At 72.6% G+C, this 18870-nt stretch carries 19 protein-coding genes; 15 read left to right on the forward strand and 4 right to left on the reverse strand.

Annotation, left to right across the window (positions count from 1 at the left end):
• Window positions 1-8 precede the first annotated feature (8 nt).
• The gene (locus ABZ135_RS21745; RefSeq protein ID WP_356697866.1) at window positions 9-242 is read right to left on the reverse strand and encodes an Lrp/AsnC ligand binding domain-containing protein; all 234 of its coding nucleotides are present in this window, start codon (window positions 240-242) and stop codon (window positions 9-11) included.
• Between the two features lie 233 nt (window positions 243-475).
• Between ABZ135_RS21745 and ABZ135_RS21750 the strand changes: the two genes are divergently transcribed.
• Window positions 476-1438, forward strand: coding sequence for a thiamine-phosphate kinase (locus ABZ135_RS21750; RefSeq protein WP_356697867.1), 963 nt, complete (start codon window positions 476-478; stop codon window positions 1436-1438).
• Window positions 1435-2244, forward strand: coding sequence for a bifunctional hydroxymethylpyrimidine kinase/phosphomethylpyrimidine kinase (thiD, locus tag ABZ135_RS21755; RefSeq protein ID WP_356697868.1), 810 nt, complete (start codon window positions 1435-1437; stop codon window positions 2242-2244). The genes ABZ135_RS21750 and thiD overlap by 4 nt, the downstream gene beginning before the upstream one ends.
• A gap of 102 nt (window positions 2245-2346) precedes the next feature.
• On the opposite strand, the gene rpmB is transcribed toward thiD, so the two are convergent.
• Window positions 2347-2532 (reverse strand): 50S ribosomal protein L28, encoded by a 186-nt coding sequence (gene rpmB, locus ABZ135_RS21760; RefSeq protein WP_003957616.1) that lies wholly within the window; start codon window positions 2530-2532, stop codon window positions 2347-2349.
• A gap of 236 nt (window positions 2533-2768) precedes the next feature.
• Here rpmB and ABZ135_RS21765 point away from each other — a divergent pair, with 236 nt between their 5' ends.
• The 9 genes from ABZ135_RS21765 (at window position 2769) to mutM (ending at window position 11801) form a co-directional block, all read left to right on the forward strand.
• Window positions 2769-4418, forward strand: coding sequence for a DAK2 domain-containing protein (locus ABZ135_RS21765; protein ID WP_356697869.1), 1650 nt, complete (start codon window positions 2769-2771; stop codon window positions 4416-4418).
• A 103-nt stretch (window positions 4419-4521) separates the two neighbouring features.
• Entirely contained in the window at window positions 4522-6675 is a 2154-nt protein-coding gene (gene recG / locus ABZ135_RS21770; RefSeq protein ID WP_356697939.1) for an ATP-dependent DNA helicase RecG, read from the forward strand.
• 66 nt (window positions 6676-6741) lie between these two features.
• Entirely contained in the window at window positions 6742-7323 is a 582-nt protein-coding gene (gene rsmD / locus ABZ135_RS21775) for a 16S rRNA (guanine(966)-N(2))-methyltransferase RsmD (RefSeq protein WP_356697870.1), read from the forward strand.
• 26 nt (window positions 7324-7349) lie between these two features.
• Complete coding sequence (coaD, locus tag ABZ135_RS21780) at window positions 7350-7829, forward strand: pantetheine-phosphate adenylyltransferase (RefSeq protein WP_356697940.1); 480 nt, start codon at window positions 7350-7352, stop codon at window positions 7827-7829.
• A gap of 109 nt (window positions 7830-7938) precedes the next feature.
• Window positions 7939-8994: an ATP synthase F0 subunit B gene (locus ABZ135_RS21785; protein WP_356697871.1), complete on the forward strand. Its 1056-nt coding sequence runs from the start codon at window positions 7939-7941 to the stop codon at window positions 8992-8994.
• A gap of 157 nt (window positions 8995-9151) precedes the next feature.
• On the forward strand, window positions 9152-9757 hold the full coding sequence (locus tag ABZ135_RS21790; protein ID WP_356697872.1) for a DUF177 domain-containing protein: 606 nt from the start codon (window positions 9152-9154) through the stop codon (window positions 9755-9757).
• A 2-nt stretch (window positions 9758-9759) separates the two neighbouring features.
• Window positions 9760-9933: a 50S ribosomal protein L32 gene (rpmF, locus tag ABZ135_RS21795; protein ID WP_015036448.1), complete on the forward strand. Its 174-nt coding sequence runs from the start codon at window positions 9760-9762 to the stop codon at window positions 9931-9933.
• Between the two features lie 19 nt (window positions 9934-9952).
• Window positions 9953-10774, forward strand: coding sequence for a ribonuclease III (rnc, locus tag ABZ135_RS21800; protein ID WP_356697873.1), 822 nt, complete (start codon window positions 9953-9955; stop codon window positions 10772-10774).
• A 136-nt stretch (window positions 10775-10910) separates the two neighbouring features.
• Window positions 10911-11801, forward strand: coding sequence for a bifunctional DNA-formamidopyrimidine glycosylase/DNA-(apurinic or apyrimidinic site) lyase (gene mutM / locus ABZ135_RS21805; RefSeq protein WP_356697874.1), 891 nt, complete (start codon window positions 10911-10913; stop codon window positions 11799-11801).
• A gap of 34 nt (window positions 11802-11835) precedes the next feature.
• On the opposite strand, the gene ABZ135_RS21810 is transcribed toward mutM, so the two are convergent.
• Window positions 11836-12240, reverse strand: a complete 405-nt coding sequence (locus ABZ135_RS21810) for a helix-turn-helix domain-containing protein (RefSeq protein WP_356697875.1) — start codon at window positions 12238-12240, stop codon at window positions 11836-11838.
• A 132-nt stretch (window positions 12241-12372) separates the two neighbouring features.
• Between ABZ135_RS21810 and ABZ135_RS21815 the strand changes: the two genes are divergently transcribed.
• Window positions 12373-12957: a flavodoxin family protein gene (locus tag ABZ135_RS21815; protein WP_356697876.1), complete on the forward strand. Its 585-nt coding sequence runs from the start codon at window positions 12373-12375 to the stop codon at window positions 12955-12957.
• 84 nt (window positions 12958-13041) lie between these two features.
• Here the strand turns inward: ABZ135_RS21815 and ABZ135_RS21820 are convergent, their stop codons facing one another.
• Complete coding sequence (locus ABZ135_RS21820) at window positions 13042-13917, reverse strand: CAP domain-containing protein (protein WP_356697877.1); 876 nt, start codon at window positions 13915-13917, stop codon at window positions 13042-13044.
• 199 nt (window positions 13918-14116) lie between these two features.
• Between ABZ135_RS21820 and ABZ135_RS21825 the strand changes: the two genes are divergently transcribed.
• The 3 genes from ABZ135_RS21825 (at window position 14117) to smc (ending at window position 18827) form a co-directional block, all read left to right on the forward strand.
• On the forward strand, window positions 14117-14398 hold the full coding sequence (locus ABZ135_RS21825) for an acylphosphatase (protein ID WP_356697878.1): 282 nt from the start codon (window positions 14117-14119) through the stop codon (window positions 14396-14398).
• Between the two features lie 395 nt (window positions 14399-14793).
• Window positions 14794-15006 (forward strand): hypothetical protein, encoded by a 213-nt coding sequence (locus ABZ135_RS21830; protein ID WP_356697879.1) that lies wholly within the window; start codon window positions 14794-14796, stop codon window positions 15004-15006.
• Window positions 15007-15224: 218 nt separating this feature from the next.
• Window positions 15225-18827, forward strand: coding sequence for a chromosome segregation protein SMC (gene smc / locus ABZ135_RS21835; protein WP_356697880.1), 3603 nt, complete (start codon window positions 15225-15227; stop codon window positions 18825-18827).
• Window positions 18828-18870: the final 43 nt, after the last annotated feature.

Raw genomic sequence — 18870 nt, forward strand, 5'->3', positions numbered from 1 at the left:
GACGGGGGCTAGATATGCACGACCGGGCAGGTGAGGGTGCGCGTGATGCCGTCCACTTGCTGGACCTTGGCGACCACCATGCGGCCCAGCGCGTCCACGGTGTCGGCCTCGGCACGCACGATGACGTCGTACGGACCCGTCACGTCCTCCGCCTGGATCACCCCCGGGATCTTGGCGATGGTCTCGGCGACGGTCGACGCCTTGCCCACCTCGGTCTGAATAAGGATGTACGCCTGTACCACGGAACCTCCAGGGCGGCCACGAGGATCTTGTGGGAGAAAGAGACGCCACGGTACCGCGTCGCCGCGGGCCGCGGGGAGACCTCCGAGTTCGGAGGCGCCCGGGGTGTGGCGTACACAGATGAGAAGTTGACGGTCTACTTGACGGTATCCGGCACGGTGACGGCCCGCGACCCGCACGGCGAGGAGCAGCGGAGCGGCGCGGCGGCCGGCACGACGACACGAGGTGAATCGCGGTGAAGGGCACAGTCGGAGAGCTGGGCGAGTTCGGGCTCATCAGGGAGCTCACCTCCCGGCTCACCTCCACCCCCGCGGTGCGGATCGGCCCCGGCGACGACGCCGCGGTCGTCTCCGCGCCCGACCGGCGGGTGGTGGCCAGCACGGACATCCTGCTCGAAGGACGCCACTTCCGCCGCGACTGGTCGACGGCCTACGACGTCGGCCGCAAGGCCGCGGCCCAGAACCTCGCCGACATCGCCGCCATGGGCGCCGTCCCCACCGCGCTCCTGCTCGGCCTCGTCGTCCCGGCCGAGCTCCCCGTCACCTGGCCCACCGAACTCATGGACGGGCTGCGCGACGAATGCCAGGTCGCCGGTGCCGCCGTGGTCGGCGGCGACGTGGTCCGCGGCGACACCATCACGGTCTCCATCACCGCCCTCGGCGACCTGCGCAACCACGACCCGGTCACCCGCGGCGGCGCCCAGCCCGGCGACGTCGTCGCCTACACCGGCTGGCTCGGCTGGTCCGCCGCCGGCTACGCGGTGCTGTCCCGCGGCTTCCGTTCCCCGCGCGCCTTCGTCGAGGCCCACCGCCGCCCCGAGCCGCCGTACCACGCGGGCCCGGCGGCCGCCGGGCTCGGCGCCACCGCCATGTGCGACGTCAGCGACGGCCTCATCGCCGACCTCGGGCACATCGCCGAGGCCAGCAAGGTCCGCATCGACCTGCGCTCCGGCCTCATCGACATCCCGACCCAGATGAACGACATCGGCCAGGCCGTCGGCGTCGACCCGCTCCAGTGGGTCCTGACCGGGGGAGAGGACCACGCGATCGTCGCCACCTTCCCGCCGGACGTGAAGCTCCCCGCCCGCTGGAAGGTCATCGGCGAGGTCCTCAACCCCTCCGCGCTGCCCCAGGTCACCGTCGACGGCGCGCCCTGGCACAGCACGGGCGGCTGGGACCACTTCGGGGAGACCGAGTGACCGCCGCCGCCGTGCCGCCCCGGGTGCTGACCGTCGCCGGATCCGACTCCGGCGGCGGCGCCGGCATCCAGGCCGACCTCAAGACCATGCTCGCCCTCGGCGTCCACGGCATGAGCGTGCTCACCGCCGTCACCGCCCAGAACTCCCGGGGCGTCCAGGGCGTCTGGGAGCTGCCCGAGGAGGCCGTACGGGCCCAGTACCGGGCGGTCGTGGACGACATCGGGGTCCAGGCCGTCAAGACCGGCATGCTCGCCACCGCCCCGCTCGTCGAGACCGTCGCCGGCCTGCTCGCCGCAACCCCCGGCGTGCCCGTCGTCGTGGACCCGGTCGGCGTCTCCAAGCACGGCGACCCGCTCCTCGCCGCCTCCGCGCTCGACTCCGTACGGACGAAACTGCTGCCCGCCGCCACCGTCGCCACGCCCAACCTGGACGAGGTGACGCAGCTCACCGGGGTGCACGTCGTGTACGAGAGCGACATGAGGGTGGCCGCCGAGGCGGTCCTGTCGTACGGGCCGGCCTGGGTGCTGGTCAAGGGCGGGCACCTGCCCACCGGGCACGAGGCCGTGGACCTGCTCACCGACGGCACCGAGGAGCACTGGCTCCGCGCCCCGCGCCACGACAACCGGCACACCCACGGCACGGGCTGCACCCTCGCCTCGGCCATCGCCTCGGGCCTCGCGCAGGGCCTGGAGGTGCCGGAGGCCGTACGACAGGCCAAGGAGTACGTGACGGGGGCCATCGCCGCCGGTTTCGCCCTGGGCGCGGGCATCGGCCCGGTCGACCACGGCTGGTCCTTCCGGGGCTGACGCGGCACCGGCCCGTCCCCGGGCATGGCAAAAGGCCGGTTCACCGAGGTGAACCGGCCTTTCAAGGCAACCGCAGGGCTGCGCTACGACAAAACGTCGCGGTTAGCGCGAGACCTTGCCGGCCTTGATGCACGAGGTGCAGACGTTGAGCCGCTTCGGCGTCCGACCGACCACGGCACGCACGCGCTGGATGTTCGGGTTCCAGCGACGAGACGTACGGCGGTGCGAGTGCGAAATGTTGTTGCCGAAGCCCGGCCCCTTGCCGCAGACGTCGCAGTTGGCAGCCACGGGTCACTCCAAAGACTTCAGATTTACAGTGAAATCCGGCGCACCGGATCGGATCAGGGATCTGAAGTGGTTTGCCGGGGGAATGGCCCGACAGGTGCCGGGCAACCGAAGCAGCATACAACGACTGCTTCCGTGGAACGAAACTACCACGATCCGCACGGCCCCCGCCCCGGGCCCCGGGCGGATCCGGGTCTACCCTGCGGTGAGCCCACCGCAGAGCACAGGAGGACCACCCGTTGCCGCGAGCACCGCAGACCCTCGACGCCGAGGCGGTCCGATCCTGGTGCGCAGGGGCACTGGAGGCGCTCGGCAGGGAGCGCGAGGCGATCGACGCCATCAACGTCTACCCCGTCGCGGACGGCGACACCGGCACCAATCTGTACCTGACGGTGGAATCGGCGGCCCGGGCCGTGGAGGAGACCTTCACGGCCGCCGCCCCGACGGCCGGCACGGCCACCGCCCCCGCCCGCACCCCCGACGTCGCCGAGGCCATACGCGCCATGGCGCGAGGCGCCCTCCTCGGCGCCTGCGGCAACTCCGGGACCATCCTCTCCCAGTTGCTGCGCGGCATGGCCGGGGTCCTCTCCGGCGGCGGTGACGGGAATCACCTCGCCCGCGCCTTCGCGAGCGCCGCCGAAGCGGCCCGCCGCGCCGTCGCCCACCCCGTCGAGGGCACCCTCCTCACCGTCGCCGACGCCGCCGCGGCCGCCTGCGCGGGAGGCCGGGACCTCGTGGCGGTGGCCACAGCGGCCTACGAGGGGGCGCGCGAGGCCCTGGACGCCACCCCCGGACAACTGGCCGTGCTCGAACGCGCGGGGGTCGTGGACGCCGGCGGGCGCGGTCTGGTGACCGTGCTCGGCGCGCTCGTGGAGGCCCTGTCCGGCGAGGCGCCCGCGCGCCCCGCACCGGCCGCGCGCCACCGGCCCGTCCTCACCGCCGACTGCGACCGCGACGGCGACGGCGACTGCGAACGGGACGGCGCCGCCGGGCCGGCCGCCGGCCCCGCGTACGAGGTGATCTACCTCCTGGAGGCCGACGACGCCGCCGTCGACCGGCTCCGGGGCCGCCTCGACGGCCTGGGGGAGTCCCTCGTCGTCGTCGGCGGCGACGGGCTCTGGAACGTCCACGTCCACGTCGACGACGCCGGCGCCGCCGTCGAGGCGGGCGTCGAGGCGGGACGCCCGTACCGCATCCGCATCACCCACTTCGACCTGCCCGAGCCCGCCGGACGCGCGGTCGTCGCCGTCGTCCCCGGAGAGGGCCTCGCCGGACTGTGCGCCGAGGCCGGGGCCACCACGCTGCTCGCCCGCCCCGGCGAGCCCCCGACCGGCACCGACCTCGCGGAGGCGATCCGCCGCGCCCACGCCCACGAGGTCGTCCTGCTGCCCAACGACACCGAACTGCGCCGGGTCGCCGCCGCGGCGGCCGAGCAGGTCAGGGCCGAGGGCATCCGGGTCGCCCTCATCCCGACGCGCGCCGCCGTCCAGGGCATCGCCGCCCTCGCCGTCCACGAACCCGCCCGCCGCTTCGACGAGGACGTCGTCGCCATGACCGCCGCGGCCGGCGCCACCCGCTACGCCGAACTCGCCGTCGCCGAACGCCAGTCCTTCACCTCCGCGGGCGTCTGCCAGGCCGGCGACGTCCTCGGCCTCATCGAGGGCGACGTCGCCGTCATCGGCCAGGACCTCACCGCCACCGCCCGCACGGTCCTCGACCGCATGCTCTCCGCCGGCGGCGAACTCGTCACCCTCATCGTCGCCTCCGACACCCCCGCCGACCTCGCCCCCACCCTCGAACAACACGTCCGCGCCACGCACTTGGCCGTCGACACGACCGTCTACCACGCGGGCGACGGCGCCCCGCCGCTGCTCATCGGGGTCGAGTAGCCCTGCCTGCGGGACGACTGTCGGCGCCGTGGTGTGCAATGGACCCGTGCCCGCGCTCGACGAACCCCTGAAGAAGCTGCTCGGCGCCGCCACCGCCAAGGTGATGGCCGAGCACATGGACCTGCACACGGTCGGCGACCTGCTCCACCACTACCCCCGGCGGTACGCGGAGCGCGGTGAGCTCACCGCGCTCGCCGACCTGCCCCTCGACGAGCACGTCACCGTCGTCGCCCAGGTCGCCGACGCGCGCGTGCACACCTTCAACAAGGGCGGCCGCGGCAAGGGACAGCGCCTGGAGGTCACCATCACCGACGGCAGCGGCCGGATGCAGCTCGTCTTCTTCGGCCGCACCGTCCACTTCCACCAGAAGGAACTGCTCCCCGGCCGCCGCGCCATGTTCGCCGGCAAGGTCGGCGTCTTCAACCGCAGGCTCCAGCTCGCCCACCCCGAGTACAAGCTCCTCGACGCCGACAGCGGCACCGAGACCGTCAAAGCCTTCGCGAGCGAACTGCTGCCGATCTACCCGGCCTGCAAACAGATCGAGTCCTGGACCATCGAGCAGTCCGTCGCCATCGCCCTCGACTCCATGGCGGCCACCAACTGGGAGGGGCTTGTCGACCCCCTGCCGCCCGCCCTGCGCGAGGGCCGCGGCCTGACCGACCTGCCCGACGCCCTCACCAAGATCCACCGGCCCCGCACCAAGGCCGACATCGCCGACGCCCGCGACCGCCTCAAGTGGGACGAGGCATTCGTCCTCCAGGTCGCCCTCGCCCGCCGCCGGTACGCCGACACCCAGCTCCCCGCCGTCGCCCGCCGCCCCGCCGCCGACGGCCTGCTCACCGCCTTCGACGCCAAGCTCCCCTTCACCCTCACCGAGGGCCAGCGGAAGGTCTCCCAGGAGATCTTCGACGACCTCGCCACCGAGCACCCCATGCACCGCCTCCTCCAGGGCGAGGTCGGCTCCGGCAAGACCATGGTCGCCCTGCGCGCCATGCTCGCCGTCGTCGACGCCGGCGGGCAGGCCGCGATGCTCGCGCCCACCGAGGTCCTCGCCCAGCAGCACCACCGGTCGGTCACCGAGATGATGGGCGAGCTCGCCGAGGGCGGCATGCTCGGCGGCGCCGAGCACGCCACCAAGGTCGTCCTGCTCACCGGCTCCATGGGCACCGCCGCCCGCCGCCAGGCCCTGCTCGACCTGGTCACCGGCGAGGCCGGCATCGTCATCGGCACCCACGCCCTGATCGAGGACAAGGTGCAGTTCCACGACCTCGGTCTGGTCGTCGTCGACGAGCAGCACCGCTTCGGCGTGGAGCAGCGCGACGCCCTGCGCGGCAAGGGCAGGCAACCGCCGCACCTGCTCGTCATGACCGCGACGCCCATTCCCCGTACGGTCGCCATGACCGTCTTCGGCGACCTGGAGACCTCGGTCCTCGACCAGTTGCCCGCCGGCCGCTCCCCGATCGCCAGCCATGTCGTGCCCGCCGCCGACAAGCCGCACTTCCTCGCCCGCGCCTGGGAGCGGGTCCGCGAGGAGGTGGAGTCCGGGCACCAGGCGTACGTGGTCTGCCCGCGGATCGGCGACGAGGAGGACGGGAAGCAGAGCGCCAAGCGCAAGGCGTCGCCCGAGGACGAGGCCGAGAAGCGGCCGCCGCTCGCCGTCCTCGACGTCGCCGAGCACCTGCGCGCCGGGCCGCTCGCCGGGCTCCGCGTCGAGGTGCTGCACGGCCGCATGCACCCCGACGACAAGGACGCCGTCATGCGTCGCTTCGCCGCCGGCGAGGCCGACGTGCTCGTCGCCACCACCGTCATCGAGGTCGGCGTCAACGTGCCCAACGCCACCGCCATGGTGATCATGGACGCCGACCGCTTCGGCGTCTCCCAGCTCCACCAGCTCCGCGGCCGCGTCGGCCGGGGCTCCGCCGCCGGCCTCTGCCTGCTCGTCACCGAGATGCCCGAGGCGAGCCCCGCCCGCCAGCGCCTCGGCGCCGTCGCCTCCACCCTCGACGGCTTCGAGCTCTCCCGCATCGACCTCGAACAGCGCCGTGAGGGCGACGTCCTCGGCCAGGCCCAGTCCGGCGTCCGCTCCTCGCTGCGGATGCTCGCCGTCATCGAGGACGAGGAGGTCATCACCGCCGCCCGCGAGGAGGCCACCGCCCTCGTCCTCGCCGACCCCGACCTCACCGCCCACCCGGAGCTGCGCACCGCCCTCGACGCGCTCCTCGACAAGGACCGCGAGGAGTTCCTGGAGAAGGGCTGACGCACGGGAGTACGAGCCGCCCTAAGCTATTGCTCAGGCACTCGCTGACGGAGAACGAGGACACAGATGACCCGCGTGATCGCCGGCAGCGCCGGCGGACGCCGACTCGCCGTACCGCCGGGCAACGGCACCCGCCCCACCTCCGACCGGGCGCGGGAGGGACTCTTCTCCACCTGGGAGTCGTTCCACGGCCTGGCCGGCGCGCGCGTCGCCGACCTCTACGCGGGCTCCGGCGCGGTCGGCCTGGAGGCGCTGTCCCGCGGCGCCTCCCACGCCCTGCTCGTCGAGGCCGACCCCCGCGCCGCGCGGACCGTGCGCGAGAACATCCGCTCGCTCGGCCTGCCCGGCGCCGAGCTGCGCACCGGCAAGGCGGAGCAGATCGTCACCGGACCGGCTCCGGCCGAGCCGTACGACCTGGTCTTCCTGGACCCGCCGTACGCCGTCTCCGACGACGATCTTCGCGAGATCCTCCTCACACTGCGCGCGGGGGGCTGGATCGGCGAGGATGCCCTCGTCACCGTGGAGCGCAGCACCCGAGGCGGCGCATTCCACTGGCCGGACGGCTTCACACCGCTGCGGTCCCGTCGCTACGGCGAGGGAACGTTTTGGTACGGTCGCGCCGCCTCTACGTGCGAAGACGCACGATGACCGGACCGGAGAGCGAGGGACCCAAGTTGCGCCGCGCCGTCTGTCCGGGGTCATTCGACCCCATCACCAATGGACACCTCGACATCATCGCCCGCGCCTCCAAGCTGTACGACGTCGTGCACGTCGCGGTGATGATCAACCAGTCGAAGAAGGGCCTCTTCTCCGTCGAGGAGCGGATCGAGCTGATCCGCGAGGTCACCGCCGACTTCGGCAACGTCGAGGTGGAGTCCTTCCACGGCCTGCTCGTGGACTTCTGCAAGCAGCGCGACATCCCCGCCATCGTCAAGGGGCTGCGGGCGGTCAGCGACTTCGACTACGAGCTCCAGATGGCCCAGATGAACAACGGGCTCTCGGGCGTCGAGACCCTGTTCGTGCCGACCAACCCGACCTACAGCTTCCTGTCGTCCTCGCTGGTCAAGGAGGTCGCGGCCTGGGGCGGCGACGTCTCCCACCTGGTGCCGCCCGCGGTCCTCTCCCGGCTCACCGAACGCCTGCGCGAGCGGTGACCCCCGGCCACCGCCGCTGACGCTTCGTCACCAGGTCCCGGGCAGGGCCCGACTGGCCTTACAGTCGTCCCGTCCGTCTCCAACCAGCAGTAGAGAGTGGCGAGCACCGGTGGACGTGCAGAAGAAGCTCGACGAGATCGTCGCGACGGTCCAGAACGCCCGCTCCATGCCCATGTCGGCGTCCTGTGTGGTCAACCGGGCCGAGCTGCTCGCCCTGCTCGAAGAGGTCCGCGAGGCCCTGCCCGGCTCGCTCGCCCAGGCCCAGGAGCTCCTCGGCGGGCGCGAGCAGATGGTCGAGCAGGCCCGCCGGGAGGCCGAGCGGATCATCGAGGCCGCCCACGCCGAGCGCGGCTCGCTCATCTCCGACACCCAGGTCGCCCGCCAGTCGCAGGACGAGGCCGACCGCATCCTCGCCGAGGCCCGCCGGGAGGCGGAGGAGATCCGCGCCGAGGCCGACGACTACGTCGACTCCAAGCTCGCGAACTTCGAGGTCGTCCTCAACAAGACCATCGCCTCCGTCGACCGCGGCCGCGAGAAGCTCCTCGGCCGCGGCCCGGGCCTCGACGCCGACGGCTACGCCGACGAGGACGCCCCCGAGTACAGCGCGGACCCCCAGACCCTGATCCAGCGGGCCGACGCCTACGTCGACACCAAGCTGGGCGCCTTCGAGGCCGTGCTGAGCAAGACCCTGGAGGCGGTCGGCCGCGGCCGCCAGAAGCTGCACGGCCGGATCGCCAGCGACGCCCTCGGCGAGCACATGGCCGCCCAGGACGCGGCCGGCCCGGGCGCCCGGCACACCAGCGACGCCGACTACCTGGCCGGCCTCGCGGAGCTGGCCGACCCCGAGCCCGTGTCGATCCCGGCGCAGCAGCAGGCCGTCCCGCCGCAGCCGCAGCACCAGCCCGACCCGTACGGCTACCAGCAGCCCGCCCAGGACCCGTACGGCTACCAGCAGCCGGTCCAGGACCCCTACGCGTACCAGCAGCCGCAGGCCGACCCCTACGCCTACCAGCAGCAGTACGGCTACGAGCAGCCGCAGCACCAGCCCCAGCAGCCCCACCCGCACGCGCAGCCCCAGGCCGCCTCGCTCGACGAGACCAGCTTCTTCGACACGAGCATGATCGACCTGGAGCAGCTTCGCCGTTACGAGCAGGGTCACGGGTGACCGGATTGGGCTGTGAGCGAAGCGTCCAGTATCCTGGCTGTTCGGTCGCGCTATGTCCGCGATCAGTGCTGCCCACGTCAGGGCGGCCCTCCACCTCGTGAACGATCCGAAAGCAGGAAGAGCCCTGAGCACGCGCCTCGACCATCGCAACCCCCTCGTGTTCGACACGCACGAGCTGGGGCGGCGTCCTGGTGCCATGCAGCGGATCTCCCGCACGGTCGACGCCCCGGTCGACCTCGGCATCGCCGGGGTCGTCGCGGTGCCCGAGGGCGCTCCGGTGGAGATCGAGCTCCGTCTCGAGTCGGTCATGGAAGGGGTGCTTGTCACAGGCACCGCCCGTGCATCGGCCGAGGGGGAGTGCGTAAGGTGTCTGGAGCCCGTCGAGCTTGATGTCGACGCGGACTTCCAGGAGATGTTCTCGTACCCCGACTCCGACGACCGGGGCCGCTCGAAGGCGGCCGCGGACGACGAAGCCGAGGACGACGAGGACATGATCCCCCTCGAGGACGGCATGTTCGACCTCGAGCCCGTGCTGCGTGATGCGGTGGTGCTCGCACTGCCGATGCAGCCGGTGTGCCGGGAGGACTGTGCGGGTCTGTGCTCCGAGTGCGGAGCCAACCTGAACGACGACCCGGACCACCACCATGACGCCGTCGACGCACGTTGGGCGGCACTGCAGGGACTCGCCGGTTCGCTGGGAACCGACGAGAAGGACAACATGAGCGATGCCGCATCCGGTGTCGACGAGAAGCAGGAGAAGTAGCCGTGGCTGTTCCGAAGCGGAAGATGTCGCGCAGCAACACGCGCCACCGCCGGTCGCAGTGGAAGGCTGCGGTCCCCACCCTGGTTTCGTGTGAGCGTTGCCAGGAGCCGAAGCTGCAGCACATCGCGTGCCCGAGCTGCGGCACCTACAACAAGCGCCAGGTCCTCTCGGTCTGAGGGGCTGGTGAGAGGCACGATGTCTGACCACGTCAGTTCAGCCTCGTCCCACACGCTTCTGGAAGGGCGGCTCGGGTATCAGCTCGAGTCCGCCCTTCTGGTGCGTGCGCTCACCCATCGTTCCTTCGCGTACGAGAACGGCGGTCTGCCCACCAACGAGCGGCTGGAGTTCCTCGGGGACTCCGTGCTCGGCCTGGTGGTCACGGACACGCTGTACCGCACCCACCCCGACCTGCCCGAAGGCCAACTGGCCAAGCTGCGGGCCGCGGTGGTCAACTCGCGTGCGCTGGCGGAGGTGGGGCGCGGCCTCGACCTCGGCTCCTTCATCCGGCTCGGCCGGGGCGAGGAAGGCACGGGCGGCCGGGACAAGGCGTCCATCCTCGCCGACACCCTCGAAGCGGTGATCGGCGCGGTCTATCTCGACCAGGGCCTCGACGCGGCGTCCGAGCTGGTGCACCGGCTCTTCGACCCGCTGATCGAGAAGTCCTCGAACCTCGGTGCGGGCCTGGACTGGAAGACCAGTCTCCAGGAGCTGACCGCGGCCGAGGGTCTGGGCGTTCCGGAGTACCTCGTCAGCGAGGAGGGTCCGGACCACGAGAAGATCTTCACTGCTGCCGCCCGCGTCGGTGGTGTCTCGTACGGCACCGGCACCGGCCGCAGCAAGAAGGAAGCGGAGCAGCAGGCGGCGGAATCCGCGTGGCGCGCGATTCGCGCGGCCGCGGACGAGCGCGTGGCGGCGGCGGCCCAGGCCGCCGTCGAGAACGCGGTCGAGAACGCCGTCGCGGGTGACGGGGAAGAGGTCGCCGACCCCTCTTCCGCCAAGGACCAGGCCACGGCCTGACCCTTCGCTTCCCGGTGCCCCCGCCCTCTCCAGGGACGGGGGCACCGTCATGTCCGGGGCGCGGCGGGCGGAGGTAGGCTGCGAGCATCATCCGTCCCGGGCGTCATCCGCCCAGAGAAGCCGCCGGAGGAGTCACGTGCCCGAGCTGCCCGAGGTCGAGGTCGTACGACGCGGTCTCGAGCGATGGGTCGCGGGGCGGACCGTCGCCGAGGTCGAGGTCCTGCACCCGCGGGCCGTGCGCCGTCACCCCGAGGGCGCGGCGGACTTCGCCGCCCGGCTCAAGGGGCAGCGGTTCGGGGTGGCGCGGCGGCGCGGCAAGTACCTGTGGCTGCCGCTGGCCGACGCCGGCGCCTCCGTGCTCGGCCACCTCGGCATGAGCGGCCAGCTCCTCGTGCAGCCCGAGGGCGCGGCCGACGAGAAGCACCTGCGGATCCGGATCCGCTTCGGTGACGCCGCGGGCACCGAGCTGCGCTTCGTGGACCAGCGGACCTTCGGCGGGCTCTCCCTGCACGACACGGCGCCGGAGAGCACCGACGGGCTCCCGGACGTCATCGCGCACATCGCCCGCGACCCGCTCGACCCGGCCTTCGACGACGCCGCCTTCCAGGCCGCGCTGCGCCTGCGCCGTACGACGATCAAGCGGGCGCTGCTCGACCAGTCGCTGATCAGCGGCGTCGGCAACATCTACGCCGACGAGGCGCTGTGGCGGGCGCGGCTGCACTACGACCGGCCGACGGCCGCGCTGCCCCGGCCGCGCTCGGCCGAGCTGCTCGGGCACGTGCGGGACGTGATGAACGCGGCGCTGGCGGCCGGCGGCACCAGCTTCGACTCCCTGTACGTCAACGTGAACGGCGAGTCGGGGTACTTCGACCGCTCGCTCGACGCCTACGGGCGGGAGGGCGAGCCCTGCCGCCGCTGCGGCACGCCGATGCGCCGGCGCCCCTGGATGAACCGCTCCAGCTACTTCTGCCCGCGCTGCCAGCGCCCGCCGCGCGCCACCGCCGGAGGAGTGGCGCTGCCGGTCTGACGGGCGGCGGTGGGGGGAGCGGGCCGAGGAGTGCTCACGGCGCCACGGGCGCGGCGCGCTCCGCGTCCGCCTCGCGGGCGGCGTCGTACGCCTCCCGGGCCGCGAGGACCTGGTCCATGCGGCCCTCGACCAGGTGGATCAGGCCGAGAAGCCGCTCGGCGACCTCCTCGCCCAGCGGCGTGAGCCGGTAGTCCACGCGCGGGGGATTGGTGGGCTGGGCCTCGCGGTGCACGAGGCCGTCGCGCTCCAGCGCGTGCAGCGTCTGCGACAGCATCTTCTCGCTCACGCCGTCGACCCTGCGCCGCAGCTCGTTGAAGCGGAACGAGCCTTCGTGGAGCGCGCCCAGGGTGAGGCTGCCCCACCGGCCGGTCACGTGTTCCAGCGTGCCGCGCGAGGGACATGCCTTGGCGAACACGTTGTAGGCGAGGTCGTCGGTCATGCCCTCCACCATACTCCCGGACAGCGCTGCGCACGGGGTAGCGCTAACCAACAGGTTGCACTTTCTAAAAGTTAGTGCTCTACTTCTGGACGTTCCCCCTGCCGATTCATCGCACCGCCGAGGAGTCCTTCCATGACCACGCCCGTCGTCTCCATCGCGTACCACTCCGGCTACGGCCACACCGCCGTCCTGGCCGAGGCCGTCCGGGACGGGGCCGCCGACGCGGGCGCCACCGTCCACCTGATCAAGGTCGACGAGATCACCGACGCCCAGTGGGAGCTCCTCGACGCCTCGGACGCGATCGTCTTCGGCTCGCCGACCTACATGGGCACCGCGTCCGGCGCCTTCCACCAGTTCGCCGAGGCCACCTCGAAGCGCTGGTTCGCCGACGCCTGGCTCGACAAGCTGGCCGCCGGCTTCACGAACTCCGGCTCCAAGAGCGGCGACAAGCTGCACACCCTCCAGTTCTTCCAGACCCTGGCCGGCCAGCACGGCATGACCTGGGTGAACCTCGGCCTGAAGCCGGGCTGGAACCACAGCGCGGGCTCCGAGAACGACATCAACCGGCTCGGCTTCTTCTCCGGCGCCGGCGCGCAGACGCCCAGCGACCTGGGCCCCGAGGCCGTCCACAAGGCCGACATCGCCACCGCCGAGCACCTCGGGCGCCGCGTCGCCGAGACCGCCCGCACGTTCGCACGCGGCAAGGCCGCCGTCTGACCCTCGGTTACGCGGAAGGGCCCCGTCACCGGTGCGGTGACGGGACCCTTCCGCGGAGCGTGAGGAGGAGGACGCGGGGAGGCTCTAGAAGCCGAAGTCCTGGGTCCACCACGGGCCGCCGTCGGCGAAGTGAACGCCCACGCCCAGCTCCTTGTAGTCGCAGTTCAGGATGTTGGCGCGGTGGCCGTCGCTCGCCATCCAGGACTTCATCACCGCGACCGCGTCGACCTGCCCGCGGGCGATGTTCTCGGCGCCCAGGTTGGTGATGCCGGCCTTCGCGGCCCTGCTCCACGGGGTGGCGCCGTCGGGGTCGATGTGGTGGAAGAAGTCCCGGGCGGCCATGTCCGCGCTGAAGGCACCGGCCAGCGCCGCGAGCCCGGCGTCGGAGCGGACCGGGGCGCAGCCCACCTGGGCGCGCTCGACGTTCACCAGCCGCACGACCTCCGCCTCGGCGGCGGTCGCCCGGCCGGCCAGGGAGCGGGTGACGGCGGAGGGCGAGGAGACGGGGGCCTCGACGGCCGGAGCCCGGGTCGGGCGGGCCGTCCTCGTGGGCTCGGACTCCGGCGTCTTCGTGGTCTTCGTGACCTCGGGGGCCGGCTTCGAGGAGGGTGCGGACGAGGGCTTCGCCTTCGTCGCGGAGGGCTTCGGCACCGGCTTCGTCGAAGGGGTCGCCGACGGCTTGGCCGACGGGGGCGGCGGCGTGGCCCTGCCGGCTCCGGAGGGGGTGCCGTCGCCCGTACGGGCCGGGTCCGCCGAGGAGCCGCCCTGCGTCGTCAGACTCGGAGCCTGCTGCGCCTCCGTGCGCTGGCCGCCGGTGCCCGTGCTCCCGATCGTGAACGTGTCGCCGCCGGGCAGCAGACCCGAGGCGACCGCCATCGCGCCGACCGCGACCGCCGCGGAGACGCCGAGCAGTCCGGTGCGCACGGGTGCGCCGCGTCGTGCGCCGCGATGACGTCCCATCTCCTCCGCCTCCCTGACGGCCTCGACCGCGCCGGCCGGCCGGGGCCGACGGGAACCGCGATCTTTGCTGAACTTTGCTTCTGTGGATGCTGTCGAGCGGGGCGGGGCCATACGGGTGAGCCCCGTTCCGTCGGGACTGTACGCCATGACACGCCGGGCCGACGTGCCCCTTTCGTAATTCGCCCGTTAGCGTGCAGCCATGAGCGACGACGTACGGATGACCGCCTGGGTGCGCGGCCGGGTACAGGGAGTGGGCTTCCGCTGGTTCACCAGGGCAAACGCACTGGAGATCGGCGGCCTGGTCGGCTTCGCCCTGAACCTCGACGACGGCCGGGTCCAGGTCGTGGCCGAGGGGCCGAGTGAGAATTGCCACCGTCTGCTGGACTGGCTCCGCTCCGGCGACACGCCCGGCCGCGTCGACGGCGTCACTGAGATCTGGGACACCCCGCGCGGCATCTACGACACCTTCTCCATTCGCTGACGATCTTCCCGGCCGCGCTCCGCCCGGTGACCGGAACCGGCCTCGGGCGGACGTTCGACGAACGGTTCGCGAAGGGGAAAAAGCCTGGTGATTGCCAAGAAGCACTTGCCGTGCCAGGCTGCGCGAGGAAGGATGATCTCCAGAGCCCCTCGGGCACCGAGTTGCGAGGCGCCGCCGCCCTGCGTAGGGCCGTGGACCCCCCGGTGACCCGCCGATGCGGGGCGTGATCGTGTTGACCGTCAAACTTTTTGGTGAGACTCTGGAAGCCCCGCGCACCTTAGCTGTTCGAGCGTGAGAACGGGCACGACAGAAGAGCACGGTCGAGCATCGCGGGTGCGAAATCCCTCACGACCCAACCGCATCGGTCGGTCACTCATTGTGGAGGACCATCCATCATGGCAAAGGCGCTTCTCGGTTACGTCGGCGGCTCCGACCCGCGACTCCTCGCCGAGATGCGACGGCTTCAGCAGCGCGTCCAGGACCTCGAGTCCGAGCTGACTCGGATCCAGTCCGAGAACGACGCGCTGACCGCCGCCGCTCACCAGGGAGAGTCGCTGCTCGACAGCATCGATCTCGACGTCACCAAGGCGGAGCCTGCGCTCACCTGAGGTCTCGGCCGAGACCTCGGCCCCGAAAGGACAGAGGTGTCCCCGAGGGGTTCAGGTGAGAAACTCATTCGCCGACACAGTCAGCCAGGCGCTGGCTGGATATGCAAGGGACGCTTCGGCGTCCCTTCTTTCTTGCCCCCCGTCCGACCCTCCTTGGGGGAGGGTGTGCCCTGCGTCTTCACAGGTGAAACCCACGGCCCCGGGTAGAGTCCCCAGGCGTGCATCTCAAGGCCCTGACGCTCCGCGGTTTCAAGTCGTTCGCCTCCGCCACCACGCTGCGGTTCGAACCGGGGATCACCTGCGTCGTCGGCCCCAACGGCTCGGGCAAGTCCAACGTCGTGGACGCCCTGTCCTGGGTCATGGGAGAGCAGGGCGCGAAGTCGCTGCGCGGCGGCAAGATGGAGGACGTCATCTTCGCCGGCACGACCGGCCGGCCCCCGCTCGGCCGCGCCGAGGTCTCGCTGACCATCGACAACTCCGACGGCGCCCTCCCCATCGACTACGCCGAGGTCACCCTCACGCGGATCATGTTCCGCGGCGGCAGCAGCGAGTACCAGATCAACGGCGACACCTGCCGCCTGCTCGACATCCAGGACCTGCTGTCCGACTCCGGCATCGGCCGCGAGATGCACGTCATCGTCGGCCAGGGCCAGCTCGACTCCGTCCTGCACGCCGACCCGATGGGCCGCCGCGCCTTCATCGAGGAGGCCGCGGGCGTCCTCAAGCACCGCAAGCGCAAGGAGAAGGCGCTCCGGAAGCTGGACGCGATGCAGGCCAACCTGGCCCGCGTCCAGGACCTCACCGACGAGCTGCGCCGCCAGCTCAAGCCGCTCGGCCGGCAGGCCGCCGTCGCCCGCCGCGCCGCCGTCATCCAGGCCGACCTGCGCGACGCCCGGCTGCGCCTGCTCTCCGACGACCTCGTACGCCTCAAGGAGGCACTGAAGGCGGAGATCGCCGACGAGGCCGCGCTGCTCGCCCGCAAGGAGGCGACCGAGGCCGACCTCAGGGCGGCCCTCGCGAAGGAGGCCGCACTGGAGGACGAGGTCCGCCGCCTCGCCCCGCGCCTCCAGCGCGCCCAGGAGACCTGGTACGCGCTCTCGCAGCTCGCCGAGCGGGTGCGCGGCACGATCTCGCTCGCCGACGCGCGCGTGAAGAGCGCCGGCGACCGGCCCGTGGAGGAGCGGCGGGGCCGCGACCCCGAGGACATGGAACGCGAGGCCGCCCGCATCCGCGAGCAGGAGGCCGAACTGGAGGCGGCCCTGGAGGCCGCCGAGCGCGCCCTCGACGACACGGTCGCCCACCGCGCCGAACTGGAGCGCGCCCTCGCCGTCGAGGAACGCCGCCTCAAGGACGTCGCCCGCGCCATCGCCGACCGCCGCGAGGGCCTGGCCCGGCTGCACGGCCAGGTCAACGCCGCCCGCTCGCGCGCCGCCTCCGCCCAGGCCGAGATCGACCGCCTCGCCGCCGCCCGCGACGAGGCGCAGGAGCGGGCTGCCTCGGCGCAGGAGGAGTACGAGCGGCTGAAGGCGGAGGTCGACGGGCTCGACGCGGACGACACCGAACTGGCGGAGCGCCACGAGGCCGCCCGGCGGGAGCTCGCCGACGCCGAGACCGCGCTCACCGCCGCCCGCGACGCCGCCGGCGCCGCCGACCGCGCCCGCGCCGCCACCCGGGCCCGCCACGACGCCCTCGCCCTCGGCCTGCGCCGCAAGGACGGCACCGGCGCCCTCCTCACCGCCGGCCTCTCCGGCCTGCTCGGCCCGGCCGCCGAGCTGCTCACCGTCACCCCCGGCTACGAGGTCCCGCTCGCCGCCGCCCTCGGCGCCGCCGCCGACGCCCTCGCCATGACGGGCCCGGCCACCGCGGCCGAAGCCCTCCGCCTCCTCCGCAAACAGGACGCGGGCCGCGCCTCCCTCCTCCTGGCCGACGCCCCACCGGAGGCCGAGGCCCACGGCACCACCGGCTCCGGTGACACCCCCGGCTCCCCGGCCGGCGGACCCGTCGTGGTCGGTGCCGTCACCGTCGTGCCCGCCGTCGGCCTGGTCTCCGGGCCGGGCGAACTCATGGGCGCCGTACGGCGGTTGCTGCGGGACGTCGTCGTGGTCGGCACGCTCGACGAGGCGGTCGAGGTGGTGCGGGCGCGGCCCGGACTCACGGCGGTGACGGCCGAGGGGGACCTGCTCGGGGCGCACTTCGCGCAGGGCGGGTCGGCCGGGGCGCCCAGCCTCCTGGAGGTGCAGGCGTCCGTCGACGAGGCGGCGGCCGAGCTGGCCGGGCTGGAGGTGCGCTGCCGGGAGTCGGCGGCCGCGCAGGAGGAGGCCGCCGAGCGCCGGCGGGAGGCGGCGCGGCTGGTCGAGGAGCTGGGGGAGCGGCGCCGTACCGCCGAGCGGGAGAAGTCGGCCGTGGCCCAGCAGCTCGGCCGGCTCGCCGGGCAGGCGAGGGGCGCCGCCGGGGAGGCCGAGCGCACCGCCGCCGCCGCGGCCCGGGCCCAGGAGGCGCTGGAGAAGGCCCTGGTCGAGGCGGAGGAGCTCACCGAGCGGCTGCTCGTCGCCGAGGAGACCCCGGCCGACGAGGAGCCCGACACCTCCGTACGGGACCGGCTCGCCATCGACGGCTCCAACGCGCGCCAGACCGAGATGGAGGCCCGGCTCCAGGTCCGCACCCACGAGGAGCGGGTCAAGGGCCTGGCCGGACGGGCCGACTCCCTGGACCGGGCGGCCCGCGCCGAGCGCGAGGCCCGGGCGCGCGCCGAACAGCGCCGGGCGCGGCTGCGCCACGAGGCCGGGGTCGCCGCCGCCGTCGCCTCCGGCGCCCGCCAGCTCCTCGCCCACATCGAGCTGTCCCTGGTCCGCGCCGAGCGGGAACGCGCCCTCGCCGAAGCCGACAAGAGCGCCCGCGAGCAGGACCTGGCGGCCGCCCGCACCCGGGGCCGGGACCTGAAGGCCGAGCTCGACAAGCTCACCGACTCGGTCCACCGGGGCGAGGTCCTCGGGGCGGAGAAGCGCCTGCGGATCGAGCAGCTCGAGACCCGCGCGCTGGAGGAGCTCGGCGTGGAGCCGGCCACCCTCGTCGACGAGTACGGCCCCCATCAGCCCGTACCGCCGTCACCGCCCGCCGAGGGGGAGGAGCTTCCGGACGACCCGGAGCATCCGCGCAACCAGCCGCGCCCCTTCGTCCGTTCGGAGCAGGAGAAGCGTCTCAAGGCCGCCGAACGGGCCTACCAGCAGCTCGGCAAGGTCAATCCGCTCGCCCTGGAGGAGTTCGCGGCCCTGGAGGAGCGGCACCAGTTCCTCTCCGAGCAGCTCGAGGACCTGAAGAAGACCAGGGCCGACCTCCTTCAGGTCGTGAAGGAGGTGGATCTGCGGGTCGAGCAGGTCTTCACCGAGGCGTACCGGGACACGGCCCGCGAGTTCGAGGGCGTGTTCTCGCGGCTCTTCCCCGGCGGCGAGGGCCGACTGGTGCTCACCGACCCGGACGACATGCTCACCACCGGCGTCGACGTCGAGGCCCGCCCGCCGGGCAAGAAGGTCAAGCGGCTCTCGCTGCTGTCCGGCGGCGAGCGGTCGCTGACGGCGGTGGCGCTGCTGGTGTCGATCTTCAAGGCCCGGCCGAGCCCGTTCTACGTGATGGACGAGGTCGAGGCGGCGCTCGACGACACCAATCTGCAGCGGCTGATCCGGATCATGCAGGAGCTCCAGGAGTCCTCGCAACTCATCGTGATCACGCACCAGAAGCGGACCATGGAGGTCGCCGACGCGCTGTACGGCGTTTCCATGCAGGGCGACGGGGTATCGAAGGTCATCAGCCAGCGACTGCGCTGAGACATGTCACTTCAAGTTCTGAATGCAAGGTGCCATGCCGTGC

This window comes from Streptomyces sp. NPDC006339, from assembly GCF_040612775.1.
In the GTDB taxonomy this organism is placed as follows: Bacteria; Actinomycetota; Actinomycetes; order Streptomycetales; family Streptomycetaceae; genus Streptomyces.

Coding starts and splice junctions, on each gene's coding strand:
- recG (WP_356697939.1), top strand. CDS start 4,522: ATGGCCGAGCACATGGACCTGCACACGGTCGGCGACCTGCTCCACCAC.
- rsmD (WP_356697870.1), top strand. CDS start 6,742: ATGACCCGCGTGATCGCCGGCAGCGCCGGCGGACGCCGACTCGCCGTA.
- ABZ135_RS21810 (WP_356697875.1), bottom strand. CDS start 12,240: ATGACCGACGACCTCGCCTACAACGTGTTCGCCAAGGCATGTCCCTCG.
- ABZ135_RS21825 (WP_356697878.1), top strand. CDS start 14,117: ATGAGCGACGACGTACGGATGACCGCCTGGGTGCGCGGCCGGGTACAG.
- ABZ135_RS21830 (WP_356697879.1), top strand. CDS start 14,794: ATGGCAAAGGCGCTTCTCGGTTACGTCGGCGGCTCCGACCCGCGACTC.
- rnc (WP_356697873.1), top strand. CDS start 9,953: ATGTCTGACCACGTCAGTTCAGCCTCGTCCCACACGCTTCTGGAAGGG.
- ABZ135_RS21815 (WP_356697876.1), top strand. CDS start 12,373: ATGACCACGCCCGTCGTCTCCATCGCGTACCACTCCGGCTACGGCCAC.
- ABZ135_RS21820 (WP_356697877.1), bottom strand. CDS start 13,917: ATGGGACGTCATCGCGGCGCACGACGCGGCGCACCCGTGCGCACCGGA.